We start from the raw sequence: 21,525 nt of genomic DNA on the forward strand, positions 1-21,525 counted from the left end.
GCCGCTCAGCCGCGGGTGATGACGGTGTGGCGCTCGCGCGCCTCGCCGCGCGACTCCGACACGAAGCCGCGCTCGCCCACCATGTCGTGGACCAGCTTGCGCTCGTACGACGACATGGGCGGGAGCGAGGCCGACGTCGCGCCGTCCTCGATCCGCTCGATCGCGCGGTCGACCAGCTGGGCCAGCTCCGCCTCGCGGGCGTCGCGGGAGCCGCCGATGTCGAGGATGAGGCGGGAGAACGCGCCGGTCTTCGTCTGGACCGCGAGTCGCGTCAGCTCCTGCAGTGCCTGGACGGCGTCGGGGCGGGAGAGCACCCGGAGGTTCGTGTCGCCGGAGGCGGTGACCGAGAGGTAGGCGCGGCCGTTGCGGACCTCGATGTCGATGTCGCCGTCGAGATCGCAGATGTCGAGGAACTCCTCGATGTAATCGGCGGCGACGTCGCCCTCGTCCTCGAGCTGAGAGAGCGTGGACTCGGGCGCCTCGTCGACGGCGGACGCGTCCACGTCCACGGGTGCGGACGCGTCGTCGGTGATGGTCTGCATCGGATCGGTCATGGCGGCTCTACTTCTTTCCAGCTTGCTTCTTGGAGCGGTTCTTGCTCACGGGCTGCGTGCGCTGCACGGCCTTCTTCTCGACGAGGGTGACGTCGCCGGCGGCCGTGGTCTCCTCGACCAGCTTGCCCTTGCGGCGCAGGCGCTCCTCGCGGGCCTTGGCGGCCTCGCTGCCCGGGGTCGGCATGTTCCGGATGACGATGAACTGCTGGATCATCGTCCAGATGTTCGAGGTCAGCCAGTAGAACATCACGCCGAGGGGGAAGGCGAAGCCCGAGAAGGCGAAGACGAGGGGGAGGATGTAGAGCAGGATCCGCTGCTGCTTGAACGTCGGCGAAGCCTTCGCCTCGGGCGACATGTTCTTCGACACGATCTGCAGCTGCGTGATGAACTGCGATGCGGTCATCAGGACGACCATGATCACCGCGATGATGATGACCGGCTCCTGGCCGCCCTCGGCGAGTGCGCCCTGGATCGACTGGTGCAACGGCGCGACGCCGAAGAGGTTCGCCTCGCCGAACTGGCGGGCGAGCGTCTCGTCGAGCGGGCCCACGCCCTTCTGGCTGTGCTGCGCCGCGTTCAGCACCGAGAACAGGCTGAAGAAGATCGGCATCTGGATCAGCAGGGGCAGGCAGGAGGCGAGCGGGTTGGTGCCCGTCTTCTTGTAGAGCTCCATGGTCTCGCGGGACATCGCCTCGCGGGACAGCTGGTCGCGCTTGCCCTTGTACTTGTCCTGGATCTTCTTGAGCTGGGGTGCGACCTCGAGCATCCGGCGCTGGCTCTTGATCTGCTTGACGAAGATCGGGATGAGCGCGGCGCGGATGACGATGACCAGGCCGACGATCGAGAGGACCCAGGTGATTCCCGCGGCCGCCTCCATGCCGGTGAAGGTCAGCAGCTGGTGGAAGGCGACGAGGAGCAGCTCGACCACCCACTTGAGGGGCCAGAGGATCGTGCCGAGGAGGTCCATGGAGTGGGGTCAGTCCTTTCGAGGGCCCACGACGAACCCGGCTCGCGTCACGGCGAAGCGGGTCCGGCCGGAAGCCGGTCGGTGCAGGGGGATCGAGGTCGGGACGTCGTCGATGCCGCCGGCCGCCCACGGGTGGCAGCGGAGCAGACGGCGGGCCGCGAGGACGGAGCCGAGGACGAGCCCGTGGAGCTGGACCGCCTGGAGCGCGTACGCGGAGCACGAGGGGTAGTAACGGCAGACGTCCCCGTAGAGAGGGGACACGACCGCCCGGTAGACGATCAGGAGCAGGACGCCGATGTTCCGCGGCAGCAGGAGGATCGCCCACCCGAGCCGGGCGAGCGGCGCCTCGCGGCGGGGGAGCACGGCGGTCACGAGGACGCCCCGCTCTTCCGCGCGGCTCGCGCCATCGCGGACCACACCTCGGAGCGCAGCTCCGACCAGGGGGCGTCGGCGCTGCCGGGCAGCGCGCGGACGACGACCTGGGTGCCGGGGTCGATCTCGGGGACGAGCTCGAACGCCACGGCCTTGAGCCGGCGGCGGACGGTGTTGCGCGTCACCGCGGTGCCGACCGTCTTGGCGACGATGAACCCGAACCGCGCCGGATCGCCCGCGGAGGACCGGCGGACATACGTGACGGTGTGCGGTCCTGTGGACCGCACACCGCGACGGACGACTGTCCGGTACTCGCCTCCGTGGACGATGCGATTGGCTCTGGCCAGCACCGCTGGTCGGTACCGCTCGCTGCTAGGCGGAGAGCTCGGTGCGCCCCTTGGCGCGGCGCGCGCTGAGGATGCCGCGGCCGGCACGGGTGCGCATGCGCAGACGGAAGCCGTGCACCTTGGCGCGACGACGGTTGTTCGGCTGGAAGGTTCGCTTGCTCATAATCAGATCTCCACGTACGTGTTCCGCGGCGCGAACCGGCACCACCCACTCGGGCGGAGACTCGGATCCTCCGGGAAGAAGGGGTGCCCGGCTGCGGAATCCGCTCGGCCTGCGAGGGCCGCACGGACGACACCGGGCAGGCGTCAACTGATTTAAACTACGGCCTGTTCCGCCACCGGTCAAATGTGGACGGCGCGAAACCTCGATCATGCACACGGGACACGGGGTTCCGCGCATTGACACGCGGGTGTCGCTGTGGTGGATTTGTCTCCCGTCGGCTCCGTTCGTTACGGTGTTGAGCCGCAGTTATCCACAGGTGGGATCCGCGTCCTCCCGCGCCCGCACAGGCATCGCTCGAGGCCGGTGGACAACCCTGTGGAGAGAGCGGCACTCGAGACCCGGCTCCGCGCCCGGTCCGCGACGCCCCTGCAGCGGGCGGCGACGGGTCCGGCGGAGACGGCGATCCCGCAGCGACTTCACAGCGACAGCACCCAGGACCGGAGACAGATGGCAGACGACACGTCGATGGTCGACGCGTGGAACGTGATCCTCGGCGCACTGTCCCAGGACGAGCGGATCACCGCTCCCCTCTACGGGTTCGTCTCGCTCGTGGAGCCCAAGGGCATCATGGCGGGCACCTTCTACCTGGAGGTCCCGAACGAGTTCACCCGCGGGATGCTCGAGCAGCGCGTGCGCGTGCCCCTGCTCAGCGCGATCGGGACGCTCGACGACTCCTTCGGCGTCACGACGTTCGCCTTCGTGGTGAACCCCGACATCGAGCACGAACCCCTCAGCTCCCCGTCGTCGCAGGAGTCGATGAACCCGTTCGAGCCGATCACCGCCTCCTCGGCGACGGTCGCGCCCACCCGCGGGGTCGAGGAGCTGCGGACCGTGCCGGCGACCGACACCCGGCTGAACCCGAAGTACAGCTTCGACAACTTCGTCATCGGAGGCTCCAACCGGTTCGCGCACGCCGCGGCCGTCGCCGTCGCCGAGGCTCCCGCCAAGGCCTACAACCCGCTCTTCGTCTACGGCGACTCCGGGCTCGGCAAGACGCACCTCCTCCACGCCATCGGCCACTACGCGATGAGCCTCTACCCGGGGATCCGCGTGCGGTACGTCTCGAGCGAGGAGTTCACGAACGACTTCATCAACTCGATCGCGAACAACCGGGGCAACGCCTTCCACGGCCGCTACCGCAACGTCGACATCCTCCTGATCGACGACATCCAGTTCCTGCAGGGGAAGGCGGAGACGCAGGAGGCGTTCTTCCACACCTTCAACCAGCTGCACGACCACAACAAGCAGGTCGTGATCACGTCCGATCTGCCGCCGAAGGCCCTGACGGGCTTCGAGGACCGGATGCGCTCGCGCTTCGAGTGGGGCCTCATCACCGATGTGCAGGCTCCCGACCTCGAGACCCGCATCGCGATCCTCCGCAAGAAGGCGGTCAGCGAGAAGCTGCTCGTGCCCGACGACATCCTCGAGTTCATGGCGTCGAAGGTGTCGAGCAACATCCGCGAGCTCGAGGGGACGCTCATCCGCGTCACCGCGTTCGCGAGCCTGAACCGCACGCCGGTCGACATGTCGCTCGTGCAGACCGTGCTCAAGGACCTGATCACGCTCGACGAGGACAACGTCATCTCGCCGGTCGACATCATCAACCACACCGCGGACTACTTCAAGCTCACGGTCGACGACCTCTACGGCTCGTCGCGCTCGCAGGCCGTCGCCACCGCGCGCCAGATCGCCATGTACCTGTGCCGCGAGCTGACGAACCTCTCGCTGCCCAAGATCGGCCAGCTGTTCGGCAACCGCGACCACACCACGGTCATGTACGCGAACAAGAAGATCTCGGAGCTCATGAAGGAGCGCCGCAGCATCTACAACCAGGTCACCGAGCTGACCACCCGCATCAAGACGAACCGCTAGCCGGCAGTCGTACGGTCCCCGGGACCGCCTGTCCCGGGTGGCGTGCCCCGGGGTCCATCGGCGTCCGTGCGCGGTGGTCGGGTAGTCGCTCCCCTCTCTTCGTGTGAGGGGAGGCGACGGGGATCGCGGCGCGAGCAGCAGGGCGTCGGTGTCGGCGCGCGTCGAGATCAGGCGAAGGCGCTGGCGGGGGTCTCGATACGGCTCGCTGGGGCTACTCGACCAGCATGAACCGCACGTGCTCAAGGGGTCCGGGTGAGCGGCTGAGCGGCCGGCGTGCGATCGGACGGTGTCGATCCGCCGTGCGACGGCCAGGAGAGCAGCGCAGGGGAGAGGGAGCGCGCATCGTCTTCCGCGCCGCTCGGACGGCGCGAGCCGCGTTCGACGGTCTCCGTCGTGACCCGGAGACGTCGTCGACGGACTCCTCGACCCACCAGGCGGGCCTCGGACACGCCGCCTCGCGCGCCTCGGAGGGCCGATTTCCACAGTGTGAGGAACCTGTGGATAACTGTGGACAACCGCCTCGGGACTGTGCGCCGGGAGAGCCCGCCTGTGGAGGGCGACAGGTCGGCCCGGATCGCTCCACAGGGCGTCCACGGGCCCGCTCACACTCCCTCCACAGGGGCGGGTCCCTCCGATCCCACCCAGGAGTAGGGGTCCGAAGCGTTTTCCACAGTTTCCACACGTGTTAACACTGTTAACGCAGTTCTCTCTTTAATGAAGCCTCGTCCGGCAACCTCTCCACAGCGGCTCGGGAGTGCTCGGCGGTCCACCCCCTTCCGAGCTCGTCGAGCCCGGCGGGTACGATGGGCGACGGTCTTCGTCCGCGACTCGTCAGGGGTGTACTCGTGAGGTTCCAAGCCAACCGCGATGTCTTCAGCGAGGCGGTGTCCTTCGCGGTCAAGCTGCTTCCGCAGCGCACGACCCTGCCGATCCTCTCCGGAGTCCTCATCGAGGCGACCTCCGAGGGTCTGACGCTGTCCTCCTTCGACTACGAGGTGTCCGCGCAGACGCAGATCGCGGCCGACGTGGAGGAGACGGGGACCGTGCTCGTCTCGGGCCGTCTGCTCGCCGACATCGCGAACCGCCTCCCCAACGCTCCCGTGCGCATCGCCACGGAGGAGTCGCGCGTCTCGGTCTCGGCCGGCTCGGCGCACTTCACGCTCCTGCAGATGCCCGTGGAGGAGTACCCGAGCATCCCCGAGATCGACGCCTCCACCGGCCTCGTCCCGGCCGACGCCTTCGCGGCCGCCGTCTCGCAGGTGGCGGTCGCCGCCTCCCGCGACGACGTGACCCCCGTCATCACCGGCGTGCAGCTCGAGATCACCGAGAACACGATCGGCCTCGTCGCGACGGACCGCTACCGCGTCGCCGTCCGCGAGATCGACTGGGACAACGGGGACAACCCCGCGCCCACCCAGCCGCTCACCGCACTCGTGCCCGCGCGCACGCTGCAGGAGGTCGGCAAGACCTTCGGCCACTCCGGCACCGTCTCCGTCGCGATCACCAACCGCGACGAGCGCGAGCTGATCGCCTTCACAGCGGACCGCAAGACCGTCACGTCGCTGCTGATCAAGGGCAACTTCCCGCCCGTGAAGCGCCTCTTCCCCGCCTCCGTCGAGAACTACGCGGTCATGTCGACCAGCGACCTCATCGAGGCCACCCGCCGCGTCTCGCTCGTGCTCGAGCGCGAGGCGGCCCTCCGCTTCAGCTTCAGCAGCGACGGCCTCACCCTCGAGGCCATCGGCTCGGAGCAGGCGCAGGCGTCCGAGAGCATCGACGCGATCGTGACCGGCGACAACGTGGTCGTCTCGCTCAAGCCGCAGTTCCTGCTCGACGGCCTCGCCGCCGTCCACTCGGAGTTCGTGCGCATCGCGTTCACGAAGACCGAGAACCCCAACAAGCCCGGCCCCGTCCTGATCACCGCGCAGACCTCGCGGGAGCAGCCCGGCAGCGACAGCTACCGCTACCTGCTCCAGCCCAACCTGCTGCTGCGCTGACCACTCCCCGGATCGCAGAGCCGCGACCGCCCCGCTCCCGACGAGCGCCCGCCCGCCGGACAACGAATCCAGGAAGGTTCACCATGCACATCGGACTCGTCGGCCTCGGCAAGATGGGCGACAACATGCGCTCCCGCCTCCGCTCCAAGGGGCTCGAGGTCACCGGCTACGACCGCAATCCCGACGTCTCGGACGCGGCCTCTCTCGACGAGATGATCGCCGCACTCCCCTCGCCCCGCATCGTCTGGGTGATGGTGCCGGCCGGCGAGATCACCGACGCGGTCGTCAAGGACCTGTCGGAGAAGCTCAGCGAGGGCGACCTCGTCATCGACGGCGGCAACTCCCGCTTCACCGAGGACTTCAAGCACAACGCGCTGCTGAAGCCCAAGGGCATCCACTACATCGACGCGGGCGTCTCCGGCGGCGTCTGGGGACTCCAGAACGGCTACGGCCTGATGGTCGGCGGCCCGAAGGAGCTCGTCGAGTACGCCATGCCCGTCTTCGACGCGTTGCGCCCGGAGGGCCCCCGCGAGGAGGGCTTCGTCCACGTCGGCGAGGTCGGCGCCGGCCACTACGCGAAGATGGTCCACAACGGCATCGAGTACGCCCTGATGCAGGCGTTCGCCGAGGGCTACGAGCTGCTCGAGACCCGCAGCGACATCATCAAGGACGTCACCGGCACCTTCAAGGCGTGGCAGCGCGGCACGGTCGTGCGCTCCTGGCTGCTCGAGCTCCTCGTCCGCGCCCTCGAGCAGGACCCGGACTTCAAGAACATCGAGGGCTACGTGCAGGACTCGGGCGAGGGCCGCTGGACCATCGAGGAGGCCATCAACAACGCCGTCCCGGTGCCCACGATCAGCGCCTCGATCTTCGCCCGCTTCGTCTCCCGCCAGGAGGACTCCCCCGCGATGAAGGCCGTCGCAGCGCTCCGCAACCAGTTCGGCGGGCACTCCGTCAAGGCCGTCGACTGAGTGGGCTGGTGAGGACTGCCTCCGGCAGTCCTCACGGCGGTCGGCTTCCGGAGGGGGGCGCGTTCCGCAGGGCCGGTGACGGACGGCGGACTGCGGCCCGCCGCCCCCGTGAGGCAGGGATGCTCTCACGGGGGCGGCGGGCCTCCGGCCGCCTCCACCTTGCTACCGACGTCGGGCGGCGAGCCTTCGGCCGCCTTCACGGGCGGGGACGGGGCGCCGCCGATCATGGTGAGCGAGTAGTGGCCCCGGAGGGGCGTATCGGGATCCGCGTCCCGGACGGTTCCGCCGCCGTGCCGGTCGAGTAGCCCGCAGGGGTGTGTCGAGACCGGGGGCGCAGGCCTGGCCGGCAGGGGGAGAGCGGACCGCAGGCGCCGGGGCGGGTGGACCGGCCGAGCGAGACGGGCGAGGAGCCCGCAGGGGTGCAGGGAAGGCCCGCGACGACGGGTGGAGGAGAGGAGCGCGACGTGCAGGTGACGCAGCTGGCGCTCAGCGACTTCCGGAACTACGAGTCGGTCGACGTCGAGCTCGTGCCCGGACCGAACCTCTTCGTCGGCCGCAACGGCCAGGGCAAGACGAACCTCGTCGAATCGCTCGGCTACCTCTCCACCCTGGGCTCGCACCGCGTGTCGAGCGACCAGGCGCTCATCCGCGCCGGCCGGGACAGCGCCGTGGTGCGCGCCCGCCTCCGCAACGGCGAGCGCGACCTGCTGGCCGAGGTGCAGATCAACCGCTCCTCCCCCAACCGCGCGCAGATCAACCGCGGCGGGATCAAACCGCGCGAGCTCCCCCGCTTCTTCTCCAGCGTCCTCTTCGCGCCGGAGGACCTCCTCCTCATCCGCGGCGACCCGTCGGCCCGCCGCCGCTTCCTCGACCAGCTGGTGATCCTCCGCTCCCCGCGGATGAGCGCCGTCCAGGCCGACTACGAGCGGGTGCTGCGCCAGCGCAACTCGCTGCTCAAGTCCGCACGGGCGAGCGGCGTCCGCGACCCCTCGAAGCTCGGGACCCTCGACATCTGGGACGAGCGCCTGATCGCGCTCGGGACCGAGATCATGCAGTCGCGCCTCACCCTGGTGGAGGAGCTGAGCGGACCGGTGCGCGCCGCGTACGAGGCGGTCGCCGGTGCCGACCAGCGTCCGGTGCTCCGCTCCCGCCTGAGCATCGAGGGCGCGGTCGACGACGACGGCGAGCCCGTGGAGCAGCCGGGCGCCGTGTCACCGGCGGCGGGCGAGGAACTGGCGGAGGCGTTCGCGTCCGCCCTGGCCGGGGTGCGCCGCCGCGAGCTCGACCGGGGCGTCTCCCTCGTCGGCCCGCACCGCGACGACGTGCAGTTCGAGCTGAACGCGCTGCCGGCCAAGGGCTACGCCAGCCACGGCGAGAGCTGGTCGTTCGCGCTGGCGCTGAAGCTGGGCGCCGCGGAGCTGCTCCGGCGCGACTCCCCCATGGGCGATCCGGTGCTGATGCTCGACGACGTCTTCGCCGAGCTGGACGCGCGCCGGCGCGAGCGTCTCGCCTCGGTGGTCGCCGACTACGAGCAGGTCCTGATCACCGCGGCCGTCTTCGACGACGTCCCGGAGGCGCTGGCCGCGCACACCGTGCGGATCGAGGCCGGCCGGATCGTCGGCACGGGCGCCGCCGCCGCGCCGATCGCCGTGCCGGAGCCGATCGCTCCCGACTCCGCCTCGTCCGATCCGGTGTCCTCCGACTCCCCTCCTCCCGGTCCCGAGTCCTCCCACTCCTCTTCTCCCGATCCGGTCTCGTCCGACTCCCCTTCTCCTGGTGTCGTCTCCTCCGCCGCGGCCTCCTCCTCGGAGACCGCGTCCCCAGCGCCGGCGTCCACGGATCCCGCGTCCCCGGAGCCGCCCGCCCCGTCGGAGCCGTCCGATGGCTGACTCCCCCCGCCGCGGAGCCCCCGCACCCGACTCCGAGGCCGCCCGCGTCTACCGCCACCTCAAGGAGGTGTTCGGCGCCGACGGCCCGCGCCGCATCCGGAAGACCGTCGAGCGTGCCGAGTCCAAGGGCGACGCGATCCCGTTCGGCAAGGGCCGCGACCCGCACGACCTCGGCGACGTCCTCGACTCCCTCACCGTGAAGCTCGGCTGGACGGCGCCGCTGGCGCAGGGCGACCTGATGTCGTCGTGGACGGCGATCGCCGGCGAGGAGACCGCGAAGCACTCGACTCCGGTGGGCGTCGTCGACGGCGTGCTGACGGTCGCGTGCGAGTCCACGGCGTGGTCGACGCAGCTCCGGCTGATGCGGATCGAGATCATGAACCACATCGCCGTGAACTTCCCCGACGCGGGCATCGCGTCGATCCGTTTCCAGGGCCCGGACGTCCCGAACTGGAAAAAGGGTCCCAGGTCGATTCCAGGGCGTGGTCCGCGCGACACCTACGGCTGAGGACGCATTTTCGGTCGACCGCCGATCTTTCGCGCTTCAGATCGCCGTCCAGCGCTTCGGATCGACCCGGCACGCGGTAGAATGGAGGGCCGCCGAACCGCAGTGACGCCGCCGCGCGGGCGATCTCCAGATCACCGTGCGCGTCGCGACGGACCGTCAGAGGAGAACTCCACAGCTATGACTCACGAGCCGAACGACTCCACGTCACCCGCAGCGAACGACCTGGACGCGAACGGCTCAGCAGCCCCCTCCGCTCCGCACGAGAGCATGTCGACCAAGTCGTCCGGCGACTACGGCGCGAACCAGATCCAGGTCCTCGAGGGCCTCGAGGCGGTCCGCAAGCGCCCCGGCATGTACATCGGATCCACGGGTCCGCGCGGTCTGCACCACCTGGTCTACGAGATCGTCGACAACGCCGTCGACGAGGCGCTCGCGGGCTACTGCGACAACATCGAGATCCTGATGCGCGCCGACGGAGGCGTCACCGTCTCCGACAACGGCCGCGGCATCCCGGTCGACATGCACCCGACCGAGGGCATCTCCACGGTCGAGCTGGTCCTCACCGTGCTCCACGCCGGCGGCAAGTTCGGCGGAGGCGGCTACGCGGTCTCCGGCGGCCTGCACGGCGTCGGCTCCTCCGTGGTCAACGCGCTCTCGACGCGCCTCGACGTCGAGGTCAAGCGCCAGGGTGCCGTGTACCGGATGAGCTTCACCGACGGAGTGCCGGACGCCCCGCTCGAGAAGGGCGAGGCCAGCGACGAGACCGGCACGACGATCACCTTCTGGCCCAACGCCGGCATCTTCGAGACGGTCGAGTTCGACTACGAGACCCTGCGCGCGCGCTTCCAGCAGATGGCGTTCCTCAACAAGGGCCTGCGCATCGCGCTGACCGACCAGAACGAGGTCGAGTTCGAGGGGGAGGGCGAGAACGAGACCGAGGGCGACCGGACCGACGTCTTCCACTACGAGAAGGGCCTCGTCGACTACGTCGAGTACATCAACTCGCTGAAGAAGTCGGACCTCGTGCACTCCGAGATCATCGACTTCGAGTCCGAGGACACCGAGCGCCGCATCTCGCTCGAGGTCGCGATGCAGTGGACCACGGCCTACACCGAGAGCGTCCACACCTACGCGAACACCATCAACACCCACGAGGGCGGCACCCACGAGGAGGGCTTCCGCGCCGCGCTGACCACTCTGGTCAACCGCTACGCGCGCGCGAACAACCTGCTCAAGGAGAAGGACGAGAACCTCTCGGGCGACGACATCCGCGAGGGCCTCACCGCCGTCGTGTCGATCAAGCTCGGCGAGCCGCAGTTCGAGGGCCAGACCAAGACGAAGCTCGGCAACACCGAGGCGAAGGCGTTCGTGCAGCGCGTGGCCGGCGAGCAGCTGGCCGACTGGTTCGACCGCAACCCGAGCCAGGCCAAGGACATCATCCGCAAGGCGATCCAGGCGGCCTCGGCCCGCATGGCGGCGCGCAAGGCGCGCGAGACCGCCCGCCGCAAGGGCCTGCTCGAGGGCGGCGGCATGCCGGGCAAGCTCAAGGACTGCCAGTCCAAGGACCCGTCGATCTCCGAGATCTTCATCGTCGAGGGCGACTCGGCGGGCGGATCCGCGGTGCAGGGCCGCAATCCCGAGACGCAGGCGATCCTCCCCCTCCGCGGGAAGATCCTCAACGTCGAGAAGGCGCGGCTCGACCGCGCTCTCGGCAACAACGAGGTCCAGGCGATGATCACGGCGTTCGGCGCCGGCATCGGCGAGGACTTCAACCCTGACAAGGCGCGGTACCACAAGATCATCCTGATGGCCGACGCCGACGTCGACGGCCAGCACATCACGACGCTGCTGCTGACGCTCCTCTTCCGCTACATGCGCCCGCTGATCGACCTCGGCTACGTGTACCTCGCGCAGCCGCCGCTGTACCGCCTCAAGTGGTCGAACTCCCCGCACGAGTACGTCTACAGCGACCGCGAGCGCGACGCCCTGATCGCGCACGGCTCGGCGACCAACAAGCGCATGCCCAAGGAGAACGGCATCCAGCGCTACAAGGGCCTCGGCGAGATGGACTACAAGGAGCTGTGGGAGACCACGATGGACCCCGCCACGCGGACCCTCCTCCAGGTCACGCTCGACGACGCGGCCGCGGCCGACGAGATCTTCTCCACCCTCATGGGCGAGGACGTCGAGTCCCGCCGCTCCTTCATCCAGAAGAATGCGAAGGACGTGCGCTTCCTCGACATCTAGCTGTCGAGGAAACGGACGTCCTTCGAGAGGCGGCGGCCGGGCGGTCCAGTGGACCGCCCTCGCGAGCATCTCGAACACGTGACGGCGGCCCTCGATGGGCCGCATCCTCGACCAGAACGCGACAGAGGCCCTCACCGGCCCGCACACCGACGACACACCTGACACCCAGCGCGACCGCCGCCCCCGCTCCTCCGGGGCACGGACCCACCTGAGAGACCAGAGACCATGGCAGAAGAACCCACCACCCCCACCGGCCCGGACGAGAGCGACGACATCGTCACCGAGACCGGTGTGGTGATCCACGGTCACGACAAGATCGAGCCGGTCGACCTGCAGCTCGAGATGCAGCGCTCCTACCTCGACTACGCGATGAGCGTCATCGTCGGGCGCGCCCTGCCGGAGGTGCGCGACGGCCTGAAGCCCGTGCACCGCCGCGTGATCTACGCCATGTACGACGGCGGCTACCGCCCCGACAAGGCGTTCTCGAAGTGCTCGCGCGTCGTCGGCGACGTGATGGGCCAGTTCCACCCGCACGGCGACTCCGCGATCTACGACGCGCTGGTCCGCCTGGTGCAGCCGTGGAGCCTCCGCTACCCGCTCGCGCTCGGGCAGGGCAACTTCGGCTCCCCCGGCAACGACGGCGCGGCCGCTCCCCGGTACACCGAGACCAAGATGGCGCCGCTCGCGCTCGAGATGGTCCGCGACATCGACAAGAACACCGTCGACTTCCAGGACAACTACGACGGTCGGACGCGCGAGCCGGCGATCCTGCCGGCCCGGTTCCCGAACCTGCTCGTCAACGGCTCCGTCGGCATCGCGGTCGGCATGGCGACCAACATCCCGCCGCACAACCTGCGCGAGGTCGCCGCTGGCGCGAAGTGGGCGCTCGAGAACCCGGACGCGACGCGCGAGGAGCTCCTCGAGGCGCTGCTGCAGCGGATCAAGGGACCCGACTTCCCCACCGGTGCGCAGATCCTCGGCGTCCGCGGCATCCAGGACGCGTACCGCACCGGCCGCGGCTCGATCACGATGCGCGCCGTTGTCTCCATCGAGGAGATCCAGGGCCGCACCTGCCTCGTCGTCACCGAGCTGCCGTACCAGGTGAACCCGGACAACCTGGCGATCAAGATCGCCGAGCTGGTCAAGGACGGGCGCGTCTCGGGCATCGCCGACATCCGCGACGAGACCTCCGGTCGCACCGGCCAGCGCCTCGTCGTCGTCCTCAAGCGCGACGCCGTGGCGAAGGTGGTGCTGAACAACCTCTACAAGCACACGCCGCTTCAGGAGAACTTCGGCGCGAACATGCTCGCGATCGTCGACGGCATCCCGCGCACGCTCTCGCTCGACGGCTTCATCCGCGCCTGGGTCGACCACCAGGTCGAGGTCATCGTGCGCCGCACCCAGTACCTCCTCGACGAGGCGGAGGCGCGGATCCACATCCTGCGCGGCTACCTCAAGGCGCTCGACGCGCTCGACGAGGTCATCGCCCTCATCCGCCGCTCCCCCACCGTGGAGGAGGCGCGCGACGGCCTGATGGAGCTGCTCGACATCGACGAGGTGCAGTCCCGCGCCATCCTCGACATGCAGCTGCGCCGCCTCGCGGCCCTCGAGCGCCAGAAGATCATCGACGAGCACGACCGGATCCAGGCCGAGATCGAGGACTACAAGTCGATCCTCGCGAGCCCCGAGCGCCAGCGCACGATCATCTCGGACGAGCTCGACGAGATCGTCGACCGCTTCGGCGACGACCGCCGCACCGAGATCCTCTTCGGGTTCGACGGCGACATGAGCGTCGAGGACCTGATCCCCGAGGAGGAGATGGTCGTCACCGTCACCCGAGGCGGTTACCTCAAGCGCACCCGGAGCGACTCCTACCGGGCCCAGCACCGCGGCGGCCGCGGCGTGCGCGGCGCGCAGCTGAAGGCCGACGACATCGTCGAGCACTTCTTCGTCACCACCACGCACCACTGGCTGCTGTTCTTCACGAACACCGGCCGCGTGTACCGCGCCAAGACCTACGAGCTGCAGGAGGCCGGCCGCGACGCCAAGGGCCAGCACATCGCGAACCTGCTCGCGCTCGAGCCGGGGGAGCAGATCGCGCAGATCCTCGACATCCGCGACTACGAGGCGGCCCGCTACCTGGTGCTCGCCACGCGCGACGGCCTCGTGAAGAAGACGGCCCTCTCGGAGTACGACACGAACCGCTCCGGCGGCATCATCGCGATCAAGCTGCGCGACGGCGACGAGCTCGTCTCGGCGCTCCTGGTCGAGGAGGACAGCGACGTGCTGCTGGTCTCCCGCAAGGGCATGTCGATCCGCTTCACCGCGTCCGACGAGGCGCTGCGCCCGATGGGCCGCTCGACCTCCGGAGTCCGCGGCATGTCGTTCCGCGGGGAGGACCGCCTCCTCGACGCCAACGTCGTCAGCGACGAGGGCTTCGTCTTCGTGGTCACCGAGGGCGGCTACGCCAAGCGCACCGCGGTCGACCAGTACCGCCTCCAGGGACGCGGCGGGCTGGGCATCAAGGTGGCCAAGCTCGAGGAGAAGCGCGGCGACCTCGTGGGCGCCATCATCACCGGAGAGGACGACGAGGTGCTCGTCGTGCTCGCCAGCGGCAAGGTGGTACGCTCTGCGGTGGCCGAGGTACCGGCCAAGGGTCGCGACACCATGGGAGTCGTCTTCGCACGATTCGCTGAGGACGACCGCATCATCGCACTCGCCAAGAACACCGAACGCAATCTCGACGCCCAGGACGAGGATCCCGACGCCGCGGCGCCGGCCGAGTCCGCCCCGGTGTCGGAGGAGGATGGGTCCGTAGATGAGTAGCACCGTCGCCGAGAAGCTCGCCAGGAAGTCCGCGAAGAGCCCGGCGGCGAAGCAGGTCCGCCTGAAGCTCGTCTACGTCGACTTCTGGTCGGCCGTGAAGCTCTCGTTCCTGCTGGGCCTGACGCTCGCGATCATCACGATCGTCGTCGTCTACCTGGTCTACACGGTCCTGGCTCAGACGGGAGTGTTCGACGAGGTCAACGGCCTCGTGCAGGACATCGCCGGCGCGGAGGCGTTCGACCTCAACACGATCATCTCGCTGCCGCAGGTCATGGGCTTCGCGATCGTCGTCGCGGTGCTGAACACCATCGTCACCACCGCGCTCGGCGCGATCGTGGCGCTGCTGTACAACCTCAGCGTCAAGATCACCGGCGGCCTCCTGGTGGGCTTCACCAACCAGTAGGGCGCACGGTCCGGCCGATTGGGATTCCTGCTCGATGTCGGGTAGAGTCTCCTCTGGCCATTCCGGGGGTATAGCTCAGGCGGTTAGAGCGCTTCACTGATAATGAAGAGGTCCCAGGTTCAAGTCCTGGTACCCCCACCCGGTCCGAACGGCCCGTCACCTCGCGGTGGCGGGCCGTTCGACTCTCGGAGACGGATCGTCCCGTCTCCGGCCCGGGGCCTTAGCTCAGTTGGTAGAGCGCCTGCTTTGCAAGCAGGATGTCAGGAGTTCGAATCTCCTAGGCTCCACACTTCCTCCCCTCTCGCGGGTGCTCCCCTCACAGGCCCTTCTGGTCTCCGGGCCCACGGCACTCCGGGTCCTCCGCCGTCGCGGGGTCACCGTGTCGAGGTCTTCGGCGGCCTCTCCTGTCGCCCGCCGCGCGGCCGTGCGATCGAGGTCGCCACTCGGACGGCCGAGCCGCCCGCTCAGCGGTCCACGCAGGCGAGGCCGAGGAACTGCTGGACCGAGAGGGTCTCGGACGTGCCGTCGCGGATGTCGCCGACGATGATCTCGCCGACGGAGAGCGTGTCGAACTGCTCGGCCGTGAAGACGACCGGGCGGGCGAGCACGGAGCGGTCGGTCGCGTAGGCGCCCAGCGAGAGGTCGACGCCGAGCGGGAACCGCTCGATCACCGTGTCGGCCGGCCAGACCGTGGATCCGGAGAGGTCGGTCGCGCCCAGTTGCGTGACCGGTGACGGGGAGACCCAGCGGGTGACCCTCCGCAGCCCGTCGCCGATGGTCAGGGGGGCGGAGTCGGAGGCGGCGAGGTCGAGGCCGTCGACGGATCCCGAGCACACGACGACGACGCCGAGGACCTCGCCGCGCTCGCCGCCCCGTCCGAGCCCGACCGCGGCCGTGGTCACCGGCTCCTCGGAGGCGCATCCCGAGAGCGCGAGGGCGCCGAGCAGAACGACGGTGCTCGCGAGCGCAGCGCGACGGTGCATGGGTCCTCCCGCGGCCACCCTACGCGGGCAGGGCGAGGGCCAGAGCGGCGAGAGCCTGCGGAAGGGAGGGAGCGCCCTCCGCTCGGAAGACCACCTCTCCGGCCGTGTCCCGCACGACGACCGTGGGGGTCGAGCGGATGCCGGCGGCCTCGGCCTCGACGGGGTGGAAGGCCACGTCGCGCTCGCGGATCTCGGCGGCGGGGACGAGCTCCGCGGCGCGCTCCAGCACCGAGCGCGCGGCATGGCAGGCGCCGCAGAAGGCGGAGGTGTAGAGCTCGACGATCACGACGAAGGGAACGCCGGGGCGCGGCCGGGGATTCCCGGGCACCGTCAGCGGAGGAGCCAGGCCTCGTTCATGGTGAGGGCCGCGTCGACGAGCTCGACGCGCTCCAGCTCCTCGACGTCGCTCAGGGGGAACCAGGCGGCGGCGTCCGTGGAGCCGTCCACCTCGTGCGTGAGCTCGCCGCCCACGATGCGGGCGCGGTAGACGACGCGGATGGCGTGCAGGGGGCCGGCCTCGGGATCGCTGCGCCGGTGCGCGGGGATCACGTGCGAGTCCACGCCGATGAGGGCCTCGAGCTCGGCACGGTAGCCCGTCTCCTCGAAGATCTCGCGGACCGCGGCGTCGGCGGGCGACTCGCCCTCGTCGATCCCGCCGCCCGGAAGCGTCCAGGCCGACCAGGGGCCCTGGCTCCAGTGCGCGAGCAGCATCCGCTCACCGTCGATGATCACGCCGTACGCGGCGACCCGGATGTCCACCGCAGAAGCTTAACCCGGGCATGCGAAGGGGCCGGACCCCCTGAGGGGCCCGGCTCCAGCGACGAGAACGTCAGGAAGCGGTCGAGGCCGCGTTCTGCGCGGCGCTCTGCGGCTCGTCCTCGGCGACCCACAGCTCGTCGTCGGCGCGGAACGTCTGCCAGACGGCGTAGCCGATGCCGCCGACGGCGACCAGCGCGGCGCCGATCGCGAAGACCGTGCCGACCTTGCTCTTCTTCTTCGGGGGAGTGGTGAGCTCCTCCCAGCGCGCCTTCGAGATCTCGGCGAGCTTCGCGCGGTTCTTCGAGTCCTTGGCAGCCTCGAAGGCGGCGGCGGCCGTGCCGCCGACAGCGGCGAAGGTCGGGACGACCTTGTGCTTGTAGGCGTGGCGGGCCGAGGAGTACGTGCCCTCGACGGCCGAGACGCCGTTGTCGTAGACCGGCTTGACGCGCGAGTCGTACGTGTCCTTCACGAAGGGGACGAGCTCCTTCTTGGCGTACTTCGACGCGTGGCGGCGGCTCTTCTCGAGCACGGAGGCCGCGTGCGCCAGCACCTCCTGCTGCTCGCCCCAGACCGCCTCGGCGTTCTTGCGAAGACGCTTGAGGTCCTTCTTGTGCTTACGTGACAGACCCATGTTGGTCCTCCATCGGCTACGAGCAGCGAACGCCTCAATACTGCCACTCATCGATCGGCGTCCGCATCGCGCACCCAGCGCATTGACACCGGGCGTTGCAGGGGCCTACAGACGCGCTGTGCGAGAATCCGAGCATGCCTTTGCACACCGCAGTCGCGACGTTCCACACCAACAAGGGCGACATCGTCGTCAACCTCTACGGGAACCACGCTCCCAAGACGGTCCGCAACTTCGTCGGTCTCGCGACCGGCGACATCGAGTGGACCCACCCCGCCACAGGTGCGAAGACGAAGGAGCCGCTCTACAACGGCACCGTCTTCCACCGCATCATCCCCGACTTCATGCTCCAGGGCGGCGACCCGCTCGGGCAGGGCATCGGCGGCCCGGGCTACCAGTTCGACGACGAGATCAACTCGGAGCTCGACTTCACCCAGCCCTACATCCTCGCGATGGCGAACGCCGGCAAGCAGGCGGGCCGCGGCACCAACGGCTCGCAGTTCTTCATCACCGTGGCGCCGACGACCTGGCTCCAGGGCAAGCACACCATCTTCGGCGCCGTCGCCGACGAGGAGTCGAAGAAGCTCGTGCAGTCGCTCTCGGCGGTCCCCACCGACGGCCGTGACAAGCCGCTCGAGGACGTCGTGATCGAGAGCGTCGAGATCACCGAGGTCTGATCGCCTCATCCACCACTCATTCGAGGGCCGGGTCCGTCAGGGCCCGGCCCTCGTTCTCCCCGGAGGCACGTCCGTGACCCAGGTCCCGCCGAGCAGCACCTACTCCTGCTACCGACACCCCGACCGGCAGAGCTTCGTGCGCTGCCAGCGGTGCGGCCGCACCATCTGCGGCGAGTGCCAGACGCCGGCTCCGGTCGGCGTGATCTGCCCGGACGACATGGCGCAGCAGCGCGCCACCGCACCGCGCACCCGCGGTCCCCTCCTCTCCCGCGTGCGGGCCATGACCCGTGCCGACCAGCCGACGGTGACCTACGCGATCATCGCGCTCTGCATCGTGCTGTGGATCGTCGAGATCCTTCCCTTCGTCGGCGGGCCGGCGGTCAACGCGCTCCTGTACGCCCCCGCCTACACGCTCCCCGGCTTCGGCGCCGGCTTCGAGCCGTGGCGGATGCTCACCTCGGTGTTCCTCCACAGCACGTCGCTCTTCATCGTCATTCCGTTCCACCTGGTGCTGAACATGTACACGCTGTGGGTGTTCGGCATGGTGCTCGAGCGCATGCTGGGCCGCGGGCGCTACCTCACCCTCTTCCTCCTGAGCGGTTTCGCCGGATCGGTGGGCGTCCTGCTCCTCGCGAACCCGTTGACCCCGGTGATCGGCGCCTCCGGTGCGATCTTCGGGCTGATGGGCGCGTACCTGGTGATCCTCCGGCACCTGGGCGGTCAGGCGTCGCAGCTGCTGGTGCTGGTCGGACTGAACCTCGTCATCGGCTTCCTGCCCGGGATGAACGTGGCGTGGCAGGCGCACGTCGGCGGTCTGGTGGCCGGCGCGCTCATCGGGCTGGTCTTCACGAAGACCCGGCAGCGCGCCCAGCGGCGCACGCAGAACCTCCTCGTCGGGCTCATCGGAGTCGGACTGGTGGCGATCACCGCGGGCGCCTACGTCCTCGGCTGATCCCGTCCCCTCCCGCAGCGGCGGGTCCGGCAGTGCCTCGCGCACTCCCGGGCCCGCCGCTTCGTCGTTCCCGCGGTGACCGTCTCCACCGCTGTCCACAGGTGCTCTCAACAGGTGGGGAGGAAGTTATCCACAGAGTTGTTAACACTGGGGAGAACGTCCCGGGTGTCCTCCTCGGGAGGAGGATCCGGGGACGGCGGCGCGTCCGAGAACCGGCGGGCTGGTGCCGATCGGGGCCCTCCGCGCCTCGAGCAGGCCAGCGCGTCGGAGACCGCGGAGTTCTCCACAGGAGATTCCACAGCTGGGGATAATTACAGCGGTGTAGTTCTCCGGCGGACGGCCACCAGGGCCGTCGCCTCACGGTCGTCGTCGCGGTGCAGCGAGGTGGCGAACCCGGCCGCCTGGAACGCCGAGGCACTCGCAGCGGCCTGATCCGCGCCGACCTCGATCACGACGACGCCGTGGGGTGCGAGCCACGCTCCCGCCTCCTGAGCGATGCGGCGGTGCAGGGCGAGCCCGTCCGACCCGCCGTCGAGCGTGAGCATCGGCTCGTGCACCCGGGCCTCCGGCGGCATGAGCGCGATCGCGGCGGTGGGGACGTAGGGGGCGTTGACGACGACGACGTCGATCCGCCCGCGCTCGCTCCCGGGGAGCGCGTCGAAGAGGTCGCCCTCGTGGACGTCGGCGCGGCCTGCGAGCGTGCGGCGCGCGCAGGCGACGGCGGCGGGGGAGAGGTCGGCCGCGAGCAGGCGGACGTCCGGCCGCTCCTCGGAGATCGACCGGGCGAGGGCGCCGGATCCGCAGCAGAGGTCGAGCAACACCGCGCCGTCCGGGAGGACCTCCAGGGCGCAGTCGACCAGCCACTCGGTGCGCACGCGGGGCACGAAGACGCCGGGTGCGACGGGGACGCGCAGGCCGCGGAAGGCGACCCAGCCGAGGATCTGCTCGAGGGGCTCGCCCGTCTCGCGGCGACGGAGCAGCAGCTCGAGGTCGGAGGGGGAGTCGGCGGCCTCCTCGAGCAGGCCCGCCTCCTCCTCGGCGAAGACGCAGCCGGCGGTGCGCAGACGCTCCACCGACGACGAACGCCCCGTCGGCGGACCGGACGGGGCGTCGTTCACGACTGGGGGAGGCTCAGCGCCAGCGCGTCGTCATCAGGAAGCCGATGAACGCGATGCCGAAGCCGATCAGGATGTTGAGGTTGCCGAGATCGGGGATCGGCAGGGTGCCCTGGCTCACGTAGAAGACGATGATCCAGGCGAGTCCGAGCAGCATGAAGCCGAACATCACCGGCTTGAACCAGACCGGATTCGGTGCGTTCTCGCCGGTCCGGGCCTCGTCGCGCTCGGGCTTCGGGCTCTTCGTCGCTCGTGCCATGCCGACCACTGTACCTGGCGGAGGCTCCGGGCCGGGAGCACCGGGGCTGCGCGGGTGCTGTGCGGACTCGCGGAGCGGCCGGTGCAGGCGCTCGAGTGGTCCCATCGGCCCTCCTCAGGCGGCGACTCGGGAGGGCTCTCCACAGGTCCGGATCATGCGCCACAGCCGGTCACGGCTCGCGCCTAGACTCGTCGCATGACCGCCCAGAACCCCGACGGGGCGGCTCTGCGGCCGCGAGCGAAGCGACGGAGGGCCCGCCCGGTCCGACGACTCTCGTTCTTCGGAGTCGTCGGCGAGCTCCTGATGACCGCCGGCGTCCTGGTCCTGCTCTTCCTGGCCTGGCAGCTCTGGTGGAACGACGCGGTGATCGCGGGCCGGCAGACGACGCAGGCGGCGGAGCTCCGCGAGACCTGGGGCGACTCCTCGCCGGCCCCGCAGCCGACCGAGGCCGCCCCGGCGGAGCCGGTCGTCGCGTCGGTCGCCGCCCTCGACACCTCCTTCGGCAACCTCTACATCCCCCGCTACGGCGAGGGGTGGGTGCGCACGATCGCCGAGGGCATCGACGCCGGGAACGTGCTCGACGAGGGGAGCATCGGCCACTACCCCGGGACGCAGATGCCCGGCCAGGCCGGCAACTTCGCGCTCGCCGCGCACCGCAGCGCGTACGGCGGAGGCATGCACTTGATCGACGAGCTCCAGCTCGGCGACCCGATCTACATCGAGACGGCGGACGGCTGGTACACCTACCGCTTCCGCAACCTCGAGTACGTCCAGCCCTCCGACGTCCAGGTGATCGACCCGGTCCCGTGGACTCCGGACGCGGCTCCGACCGACCGCCTGATCACGCTGACGAGCTGCAACCCGCTCTACTCGACGGCCGAGCGGATCATCGCGTACGGCGTCTTCGACTCGTTCCAGCCGCGGTCCGCGGGGGCCCCCGCCGAGATCGCCGCCTCGCTGGCTGAGGAGGGCTGAC

The 21,525-nt window shown here is 69.7% G+C and carries 21 protein-coding genes, 2 tRNA genes and 1 pseudogene; 13 read left to right on the top strand and 11 right to left on the bottom strand.

The window, feature by feature from the left end; genetic code table 11:
- Positions 1-5: 5 nt before the first annotated feature.
- From C5C95_RS03745 to rpmH, 5 genes are read right to left on the bottom strand one after another with little or no spacing between them, the layout of a single operon-like run.
- On the bottom strand, positions 6-554 hold the full coding sequence (locus C5C95_RS03745; RefSeq protein ID WP_258062514.1) for a R3H domain-containing nucleic acid-binding protein: 549 nt from the start codon (positions 552-554) through the stop codon (positions 6-8).
- A 7-nt stretch (positions 555-561) separates the two neighbouring features.
- Positions 562-1,521, bottom strand: a complete 960-nt coding sequence (gene yidC / locus C5C95_RS03750; protein WP_104222681.1) for a membrane protein insertase YidC — start codon at positions 1,519-1,521, stop codon at positions 562-564.
- A gap of 9 nt (positions 1,522-1,530) precedes the next feature.
- The gene (yidD, locus tag C5C95_RS03755) at positions 1,531-1,884 is read right to left on the bottom strand and encodes a membrane protein insertion efficiency factor YidD (RefSeq protein WP_244229684.1); all 354 of its coding nucleotides are present in this window, start codon (positions 1,882-1,884) and stop codon (positions 1,531-1,533) included.
- 5 nt (positions 1,885-1,889) lie between these two features.
- Positions 1,890-2,243 (bottom strand): ribonuclease P protein component, encoded by a 354-nt coding sequence (rnpA, locus tag C5C95_RS03760; RefSeq protein ID WP_104222680.1) that lies wholly within the window; start codon positions 2,241-2,243, stop codon positions 1,890-1,892.
- 22 nt (positions 2,244-2,265) lie between these two features.
- Complete coding sequence (gene rpmH, locus C5C95_RS03765) at positions 2,266-2,403, bottom strand: 50S ribosomal protein L34 (protein ID WP_055784512.1); 138 nt, start codon at positions 2,401-2,403, stop codon at positions 2,266-2,268.
- Positions 2,404-3,030: 627 nt separating this feature from the next.
- Here rpmH and dnaA point away from each other — a divergent pair.
- The 10 genes and pseudogenes from dnaA to C5C95_RS03815 all read left to right on the top strand — a co-directional run bounded on the left by dnaA (position 3,031) and on the right by C5C95_RS03815 (position 15,463).
- Positions 3,031-4,335 carry a chromosomal replication initiator protein DnaA gene (gene dnaA, locus C5C95_RS03770; protein WP_374952921.1) on the top strand — a complete coding sequence of 435 codons (1,305 nt, stop codon included), beginning with the start codon at positions 3,031-3,033 and terminating at the stop codon, positions 4,333-4,335.
- An 845-nt stretch (positions 4,336-5,180) separates the two neighbouring features.
- Positions 5,181-6,332, top strand: coding sequence for a DNA polymerase III subunit beta (dnaN, locus tag C5C95_RS03775; protein WP_104323843.1), 1,152 nt, complete (start codon positions 5,181-5,183; stop codon positions 6,330-6,332).
- 83 nt (positions 6,333-6,415) lie between these two features.
- Positions 6,416-7,303 (top strand): phosphogluconate dehydrogenase (NAD(+)-dependent, decarboxylating), encoded by an 888-nt coding sequence (gene gnd, locus C5C95_RS03780; protein WP_104323844.1) that lies wholly within the window; start codon positions 6,416-6,418, stop codon positions 7,301-7,303.
- A 464-nt stretch (positions 7,304-7,767) separates the two neighbouring features.
- A pseudogene (gene recF, locus C5C95_RS03785) lies at positions 7,768-8,928 on the top strand (DNA replication/repair protein RecF); the annotation flags it as partial.
- Positions 8,929-9,184: 256 nt separating this feature from the next.
- Complete coding sequence (locus C5C95_RS03790) at positions 9,185-9,700, top strand: DUF721 domain-containing protein (RefSeq protein WP_104323846.1); 516 nt, start codon at positions 9,185-9,187, stop codon at positions 9,698-9,700.
- Between the two features lie 267 nt (positions 9,701-9,967).
- Positions 9,968-11,947, top strand: coding sequence for a DNA topoisomerase (ATP-hydrolyzing) subunit B (gyrB, locus tag C5C95_RS03795; protein ID WP_208543372.1), 1,980 nt, complete (start codon positions 9,968-9,970; stop codon positions 11,945-11,947).
- Positions 11,948-12,172: 225 nt separating this feature from the next.
- The gene (gene gyrA, locus C5C95_RS03800; RefSeq protein ID WP_104222674.1) at positions 12,173-14,773 is read left to right on the top strand and encodes a DNA gyrase subunit A; all 2,601 of its coding nucleotides are present in this window, start codon (positions 12,173-12,175) and stop codon (positions 14,771-14,773) included.
- Complete coding sequence (locus C5C95_RS03805) at positions 14,766-15,176, top strand: DUF3566 domain-containing protein (RefSeq protein ID WP_104222673.1); 411 nt, start codon at positions 14,766-14,768, stop codon at positions 15,174-15,176. The genes gyrA and C5C95_RS03805 overlap by 8 nt, the downstream gene beginning before the upstream one ends.
- Positions 15,177-15,240: 64 nt before the next feature.
- Positions 15,241-15,314: transfer RNA gene (locus tag C5C95_RS03810), tRNA-Ile, on the top strand.
- A 76-nt stretch (positions 15,315-15,390) separates the two neighbouring features.
- A tRNA-Ala gene (locus C5C95_RS03815) sits at positions 15,391-15,463 on the top strand.
- Between the two features lie 177 nt (positions 15,464-15,640).
- Here the strand turns inward: C5C95_RS03815 and C5C95_RS03820 are convergent.
- The 4 genes from C5C95_RS03820 to C5C95_RS03835 form a co-directional block, all read right to left on the bottom strand.
- The gene (locus C5C95_RS03820; RefSeq protein ID WP_104257944.1) at positions 15,641-16,159 is read right to left on the bottom strand and encodes a hypothetical protein; all 519 of its coding nucleotides are present in this window, start codon (positions 16,157-16,159) and stop codon (positions 15,641-15,643) included.
- A 19-nt stretch (positions 16,160-16,178) separates the two neighbouring features.
- Complete coding sequence (locus C5C95_RS03825; RefSeq protein ID WP_258059325.1) at positions 16,179-16,487, bottom strand: thioredoxin family protein; 309 nt, start codon at positions 16,485-16,487, stop codon at positions 16,179-16,181.
- Between the two features lie 2 nt (positions 16,488-16,489).
- The gene (locus tag C5C95_RS03830; protein WP_104222671.1) at positions 16,490-16,918 is read right to left on the bottom strand and encodes an NUDIX hydrolase; all 429 of its coding nucleotides are present in this window, start codon (positions 16,916-16,918) and stop codon (positions 16,490-16,492) included.
- A gap of 70 nt (positions 16,919-16,988) precedes the next feature.
- Positions 16,989-17,549: a hypothetical protein gene (locus tag C5C95_RS03835; protein WP_104247539.1), complete on the bottom strand. Its 561-nt coding sequence runs from the start codon at positions 17,547-17,549 to the stop codon at positions 16,989-16,991.
- A gap of 134 nt (positions 17,550-17,683) precedes the next feature.
- On the opposite strand from C5C95_RS03835, the gene C5C95_RS03840 reads away from it, so the two are divergent.
- Together C5C95_RS03840 and C5C95_RS03845 are read left to right on the top strand one after the other, a co-directional pair.
- Complete coding sequence (locus C5C95_RS03840) at positions 17,684-18,223, top strand: peptidylprolyl isomerase (RefSeq protein WP_104222669.1); 540 nt, start codon at positions 17,684-17,686, stop codon at positions 18,221-18,223.
- Positions 18,224-18,296: 73 nt separating this feature from the next.
- Positions 18,297-19,175, top strand: a complete 879-nt coding sequence (locus C5C95_RS03845) for a rhomboid family intramembrane serine protease (RefSeq protein ID WP_104222668.1) — start codon at positions 18,297-18,299, stop codon at positions 19,173-19,175.
- Positions 19,176-19,486: 311 nt separating this feature from the next.
- Here C5C95_RS03845 and C5C95_RS03850 read toward each other — a convergent pair whose 3' ends face one another.
- Positions 19,487-20,293, bottom strand: a complete 807-nt coding sequence (locus C5C95_RS03850) for a putative protein N(5)-glutamine methyltransferase (RefSeq protein ID WP_181074904.1) — start codon at positions 20,291-20,293, stop codon at positions 19,487-19,489.
- A 13-nt stretch (positions 20,294-20,306) separates the two neighbouring features.
- Positions 20,307-20,549 carry a cell division protein CrgA gene (locus C5C95_RS03855; protein ID WP_104222667.1) on the bottom strand — a complete coding sequence of 81 codons (243 nt, stop codon included), beginning with the start codon at positions 20,547-20,549 and terminating at the stop codon, positions 20,307-20,309.
- A gap of 195 nt (positions 20,550-20,744) precedes the next feature.
- Here C5C95_RS03855 and C5C95_RS03860 point away from each other — a divergent pair, with 195 nt between their 5' ends.
- Complete coding sequence (locus C5C95_RS03860) at positions 20,745-21,524, top strand: class E sortase (protein WP_104323847.1); 780 nt, start codon at positions 20,745-20,747, stop codon at positions 21,522-21,524.
- Position 21,525: the final 1 nt, after the last annotated feature.

This window comes from Rathayibacter sp. AY1B7 (assembly GCF_002932735.1).
Taxonomy (GTDB): domain Bacteria; phylum Actinomycetota; class Actinomycetes; order Actinomycetales; family Microbacteriaceae; genus Rathayibacter.

Bases quoted from the DNA above. Each gene is read 5' to 3' on its own strand.
- gyrA (WP_104222674.1), top strand. From the start codon at position 12,173: ATGGCAGAAGAACCCACCACCCCCACCGGCCCGGACGAGAGCGACGAC.
- C5C95_RS03790 (WP_104323846.1), top strand. From the start codon at position 9,185: ATGGCTGACTCCCCCCGCCGCGGAGCCCCCGCACCCGACTCCGAGGCC.
- dnaA (WP_374952921.1), top strand. From the start codon at position 3,031: ATGGCGGGCACCTTCTACCTGGAGGTCCCGAACGAGTTCACCCGCGGG.
- rpmH (WP_055784512.1), bottom strand. From the start codon at position 2,403: ATGAGCAAGCGAACCTTCCAGCCGAACAACCGTCGTCGCGCCAAGGTG.
- C5C95_RS03855 (WP_104222667.1), bottom strand. From the start codon at position 20,549: ATGGCACGAGCGACGAAGAGCCCGAAGCCCGAGCGCGACGAGGCCCGG.
- C5C95_RS03805 (WP_104222673.1), top strand. From the start codon at position 14,766: ATGAGTAGCACCGTCGCCGAGAAGCTCGCCAGGAAGTCCGCGAAGAGC.
- C5C95_RS03745 (WP_258062514.1), bottom strand. From the start codon at position 554: ATGACCGATCCGATGCAGACCATCACCGACGACGCGTCCGCACCCGTG.
- gnd (WP_104323844.1), top strand. From the start codon at position 6,416: ATGCACATCGGACTCGTCGGCCTCGGCAAGATGGGCGACAACATGCGC.
- gyrB (WP_208543372.1), top strand. From the start codon at position 9,968: ATGTCGACCAAGTCGTCCGGCGACTACGGCGCGAACCAGATCCAGGTC.
- C5C95_RS03835 (WP_104247539.1), bottom strand. From the start codon at position 17,549: ATGGGTCTGTCACGTAAGCACAAGAAGGACCTCAAGCGTCTTCGCAAG.
- yidC (WP_104222681.1), bottom strand. From the start codon at position 1,521: ATGGACCTCCTCGGCACGATCCTCTGGCCCCTCAAGTGGGTGGTCGAG.
- C5C95_RS03860 (WP_104323847.1), top strand. From the start codon at position 20,745: ATGACCGCCCAGAACCCCGACGGGGCGGCTCTGCGGCCGCGAGCGAAG.
- C5C95_RS03840 (WP_104222669.1), top strand. From the start codon at position 17,684: ATGCCTTTGCACACCGCAGTCGCGACGTTCCACACCAACAAGGGCGAC.
- C5C95_RS03820 (WP_104257944.1), bottom strand. From the start codon at position 16,159: ATGCACCGTCGCGCTGCGCTCGCGAGCACCGTCGTTCTGCTCGGCGCC.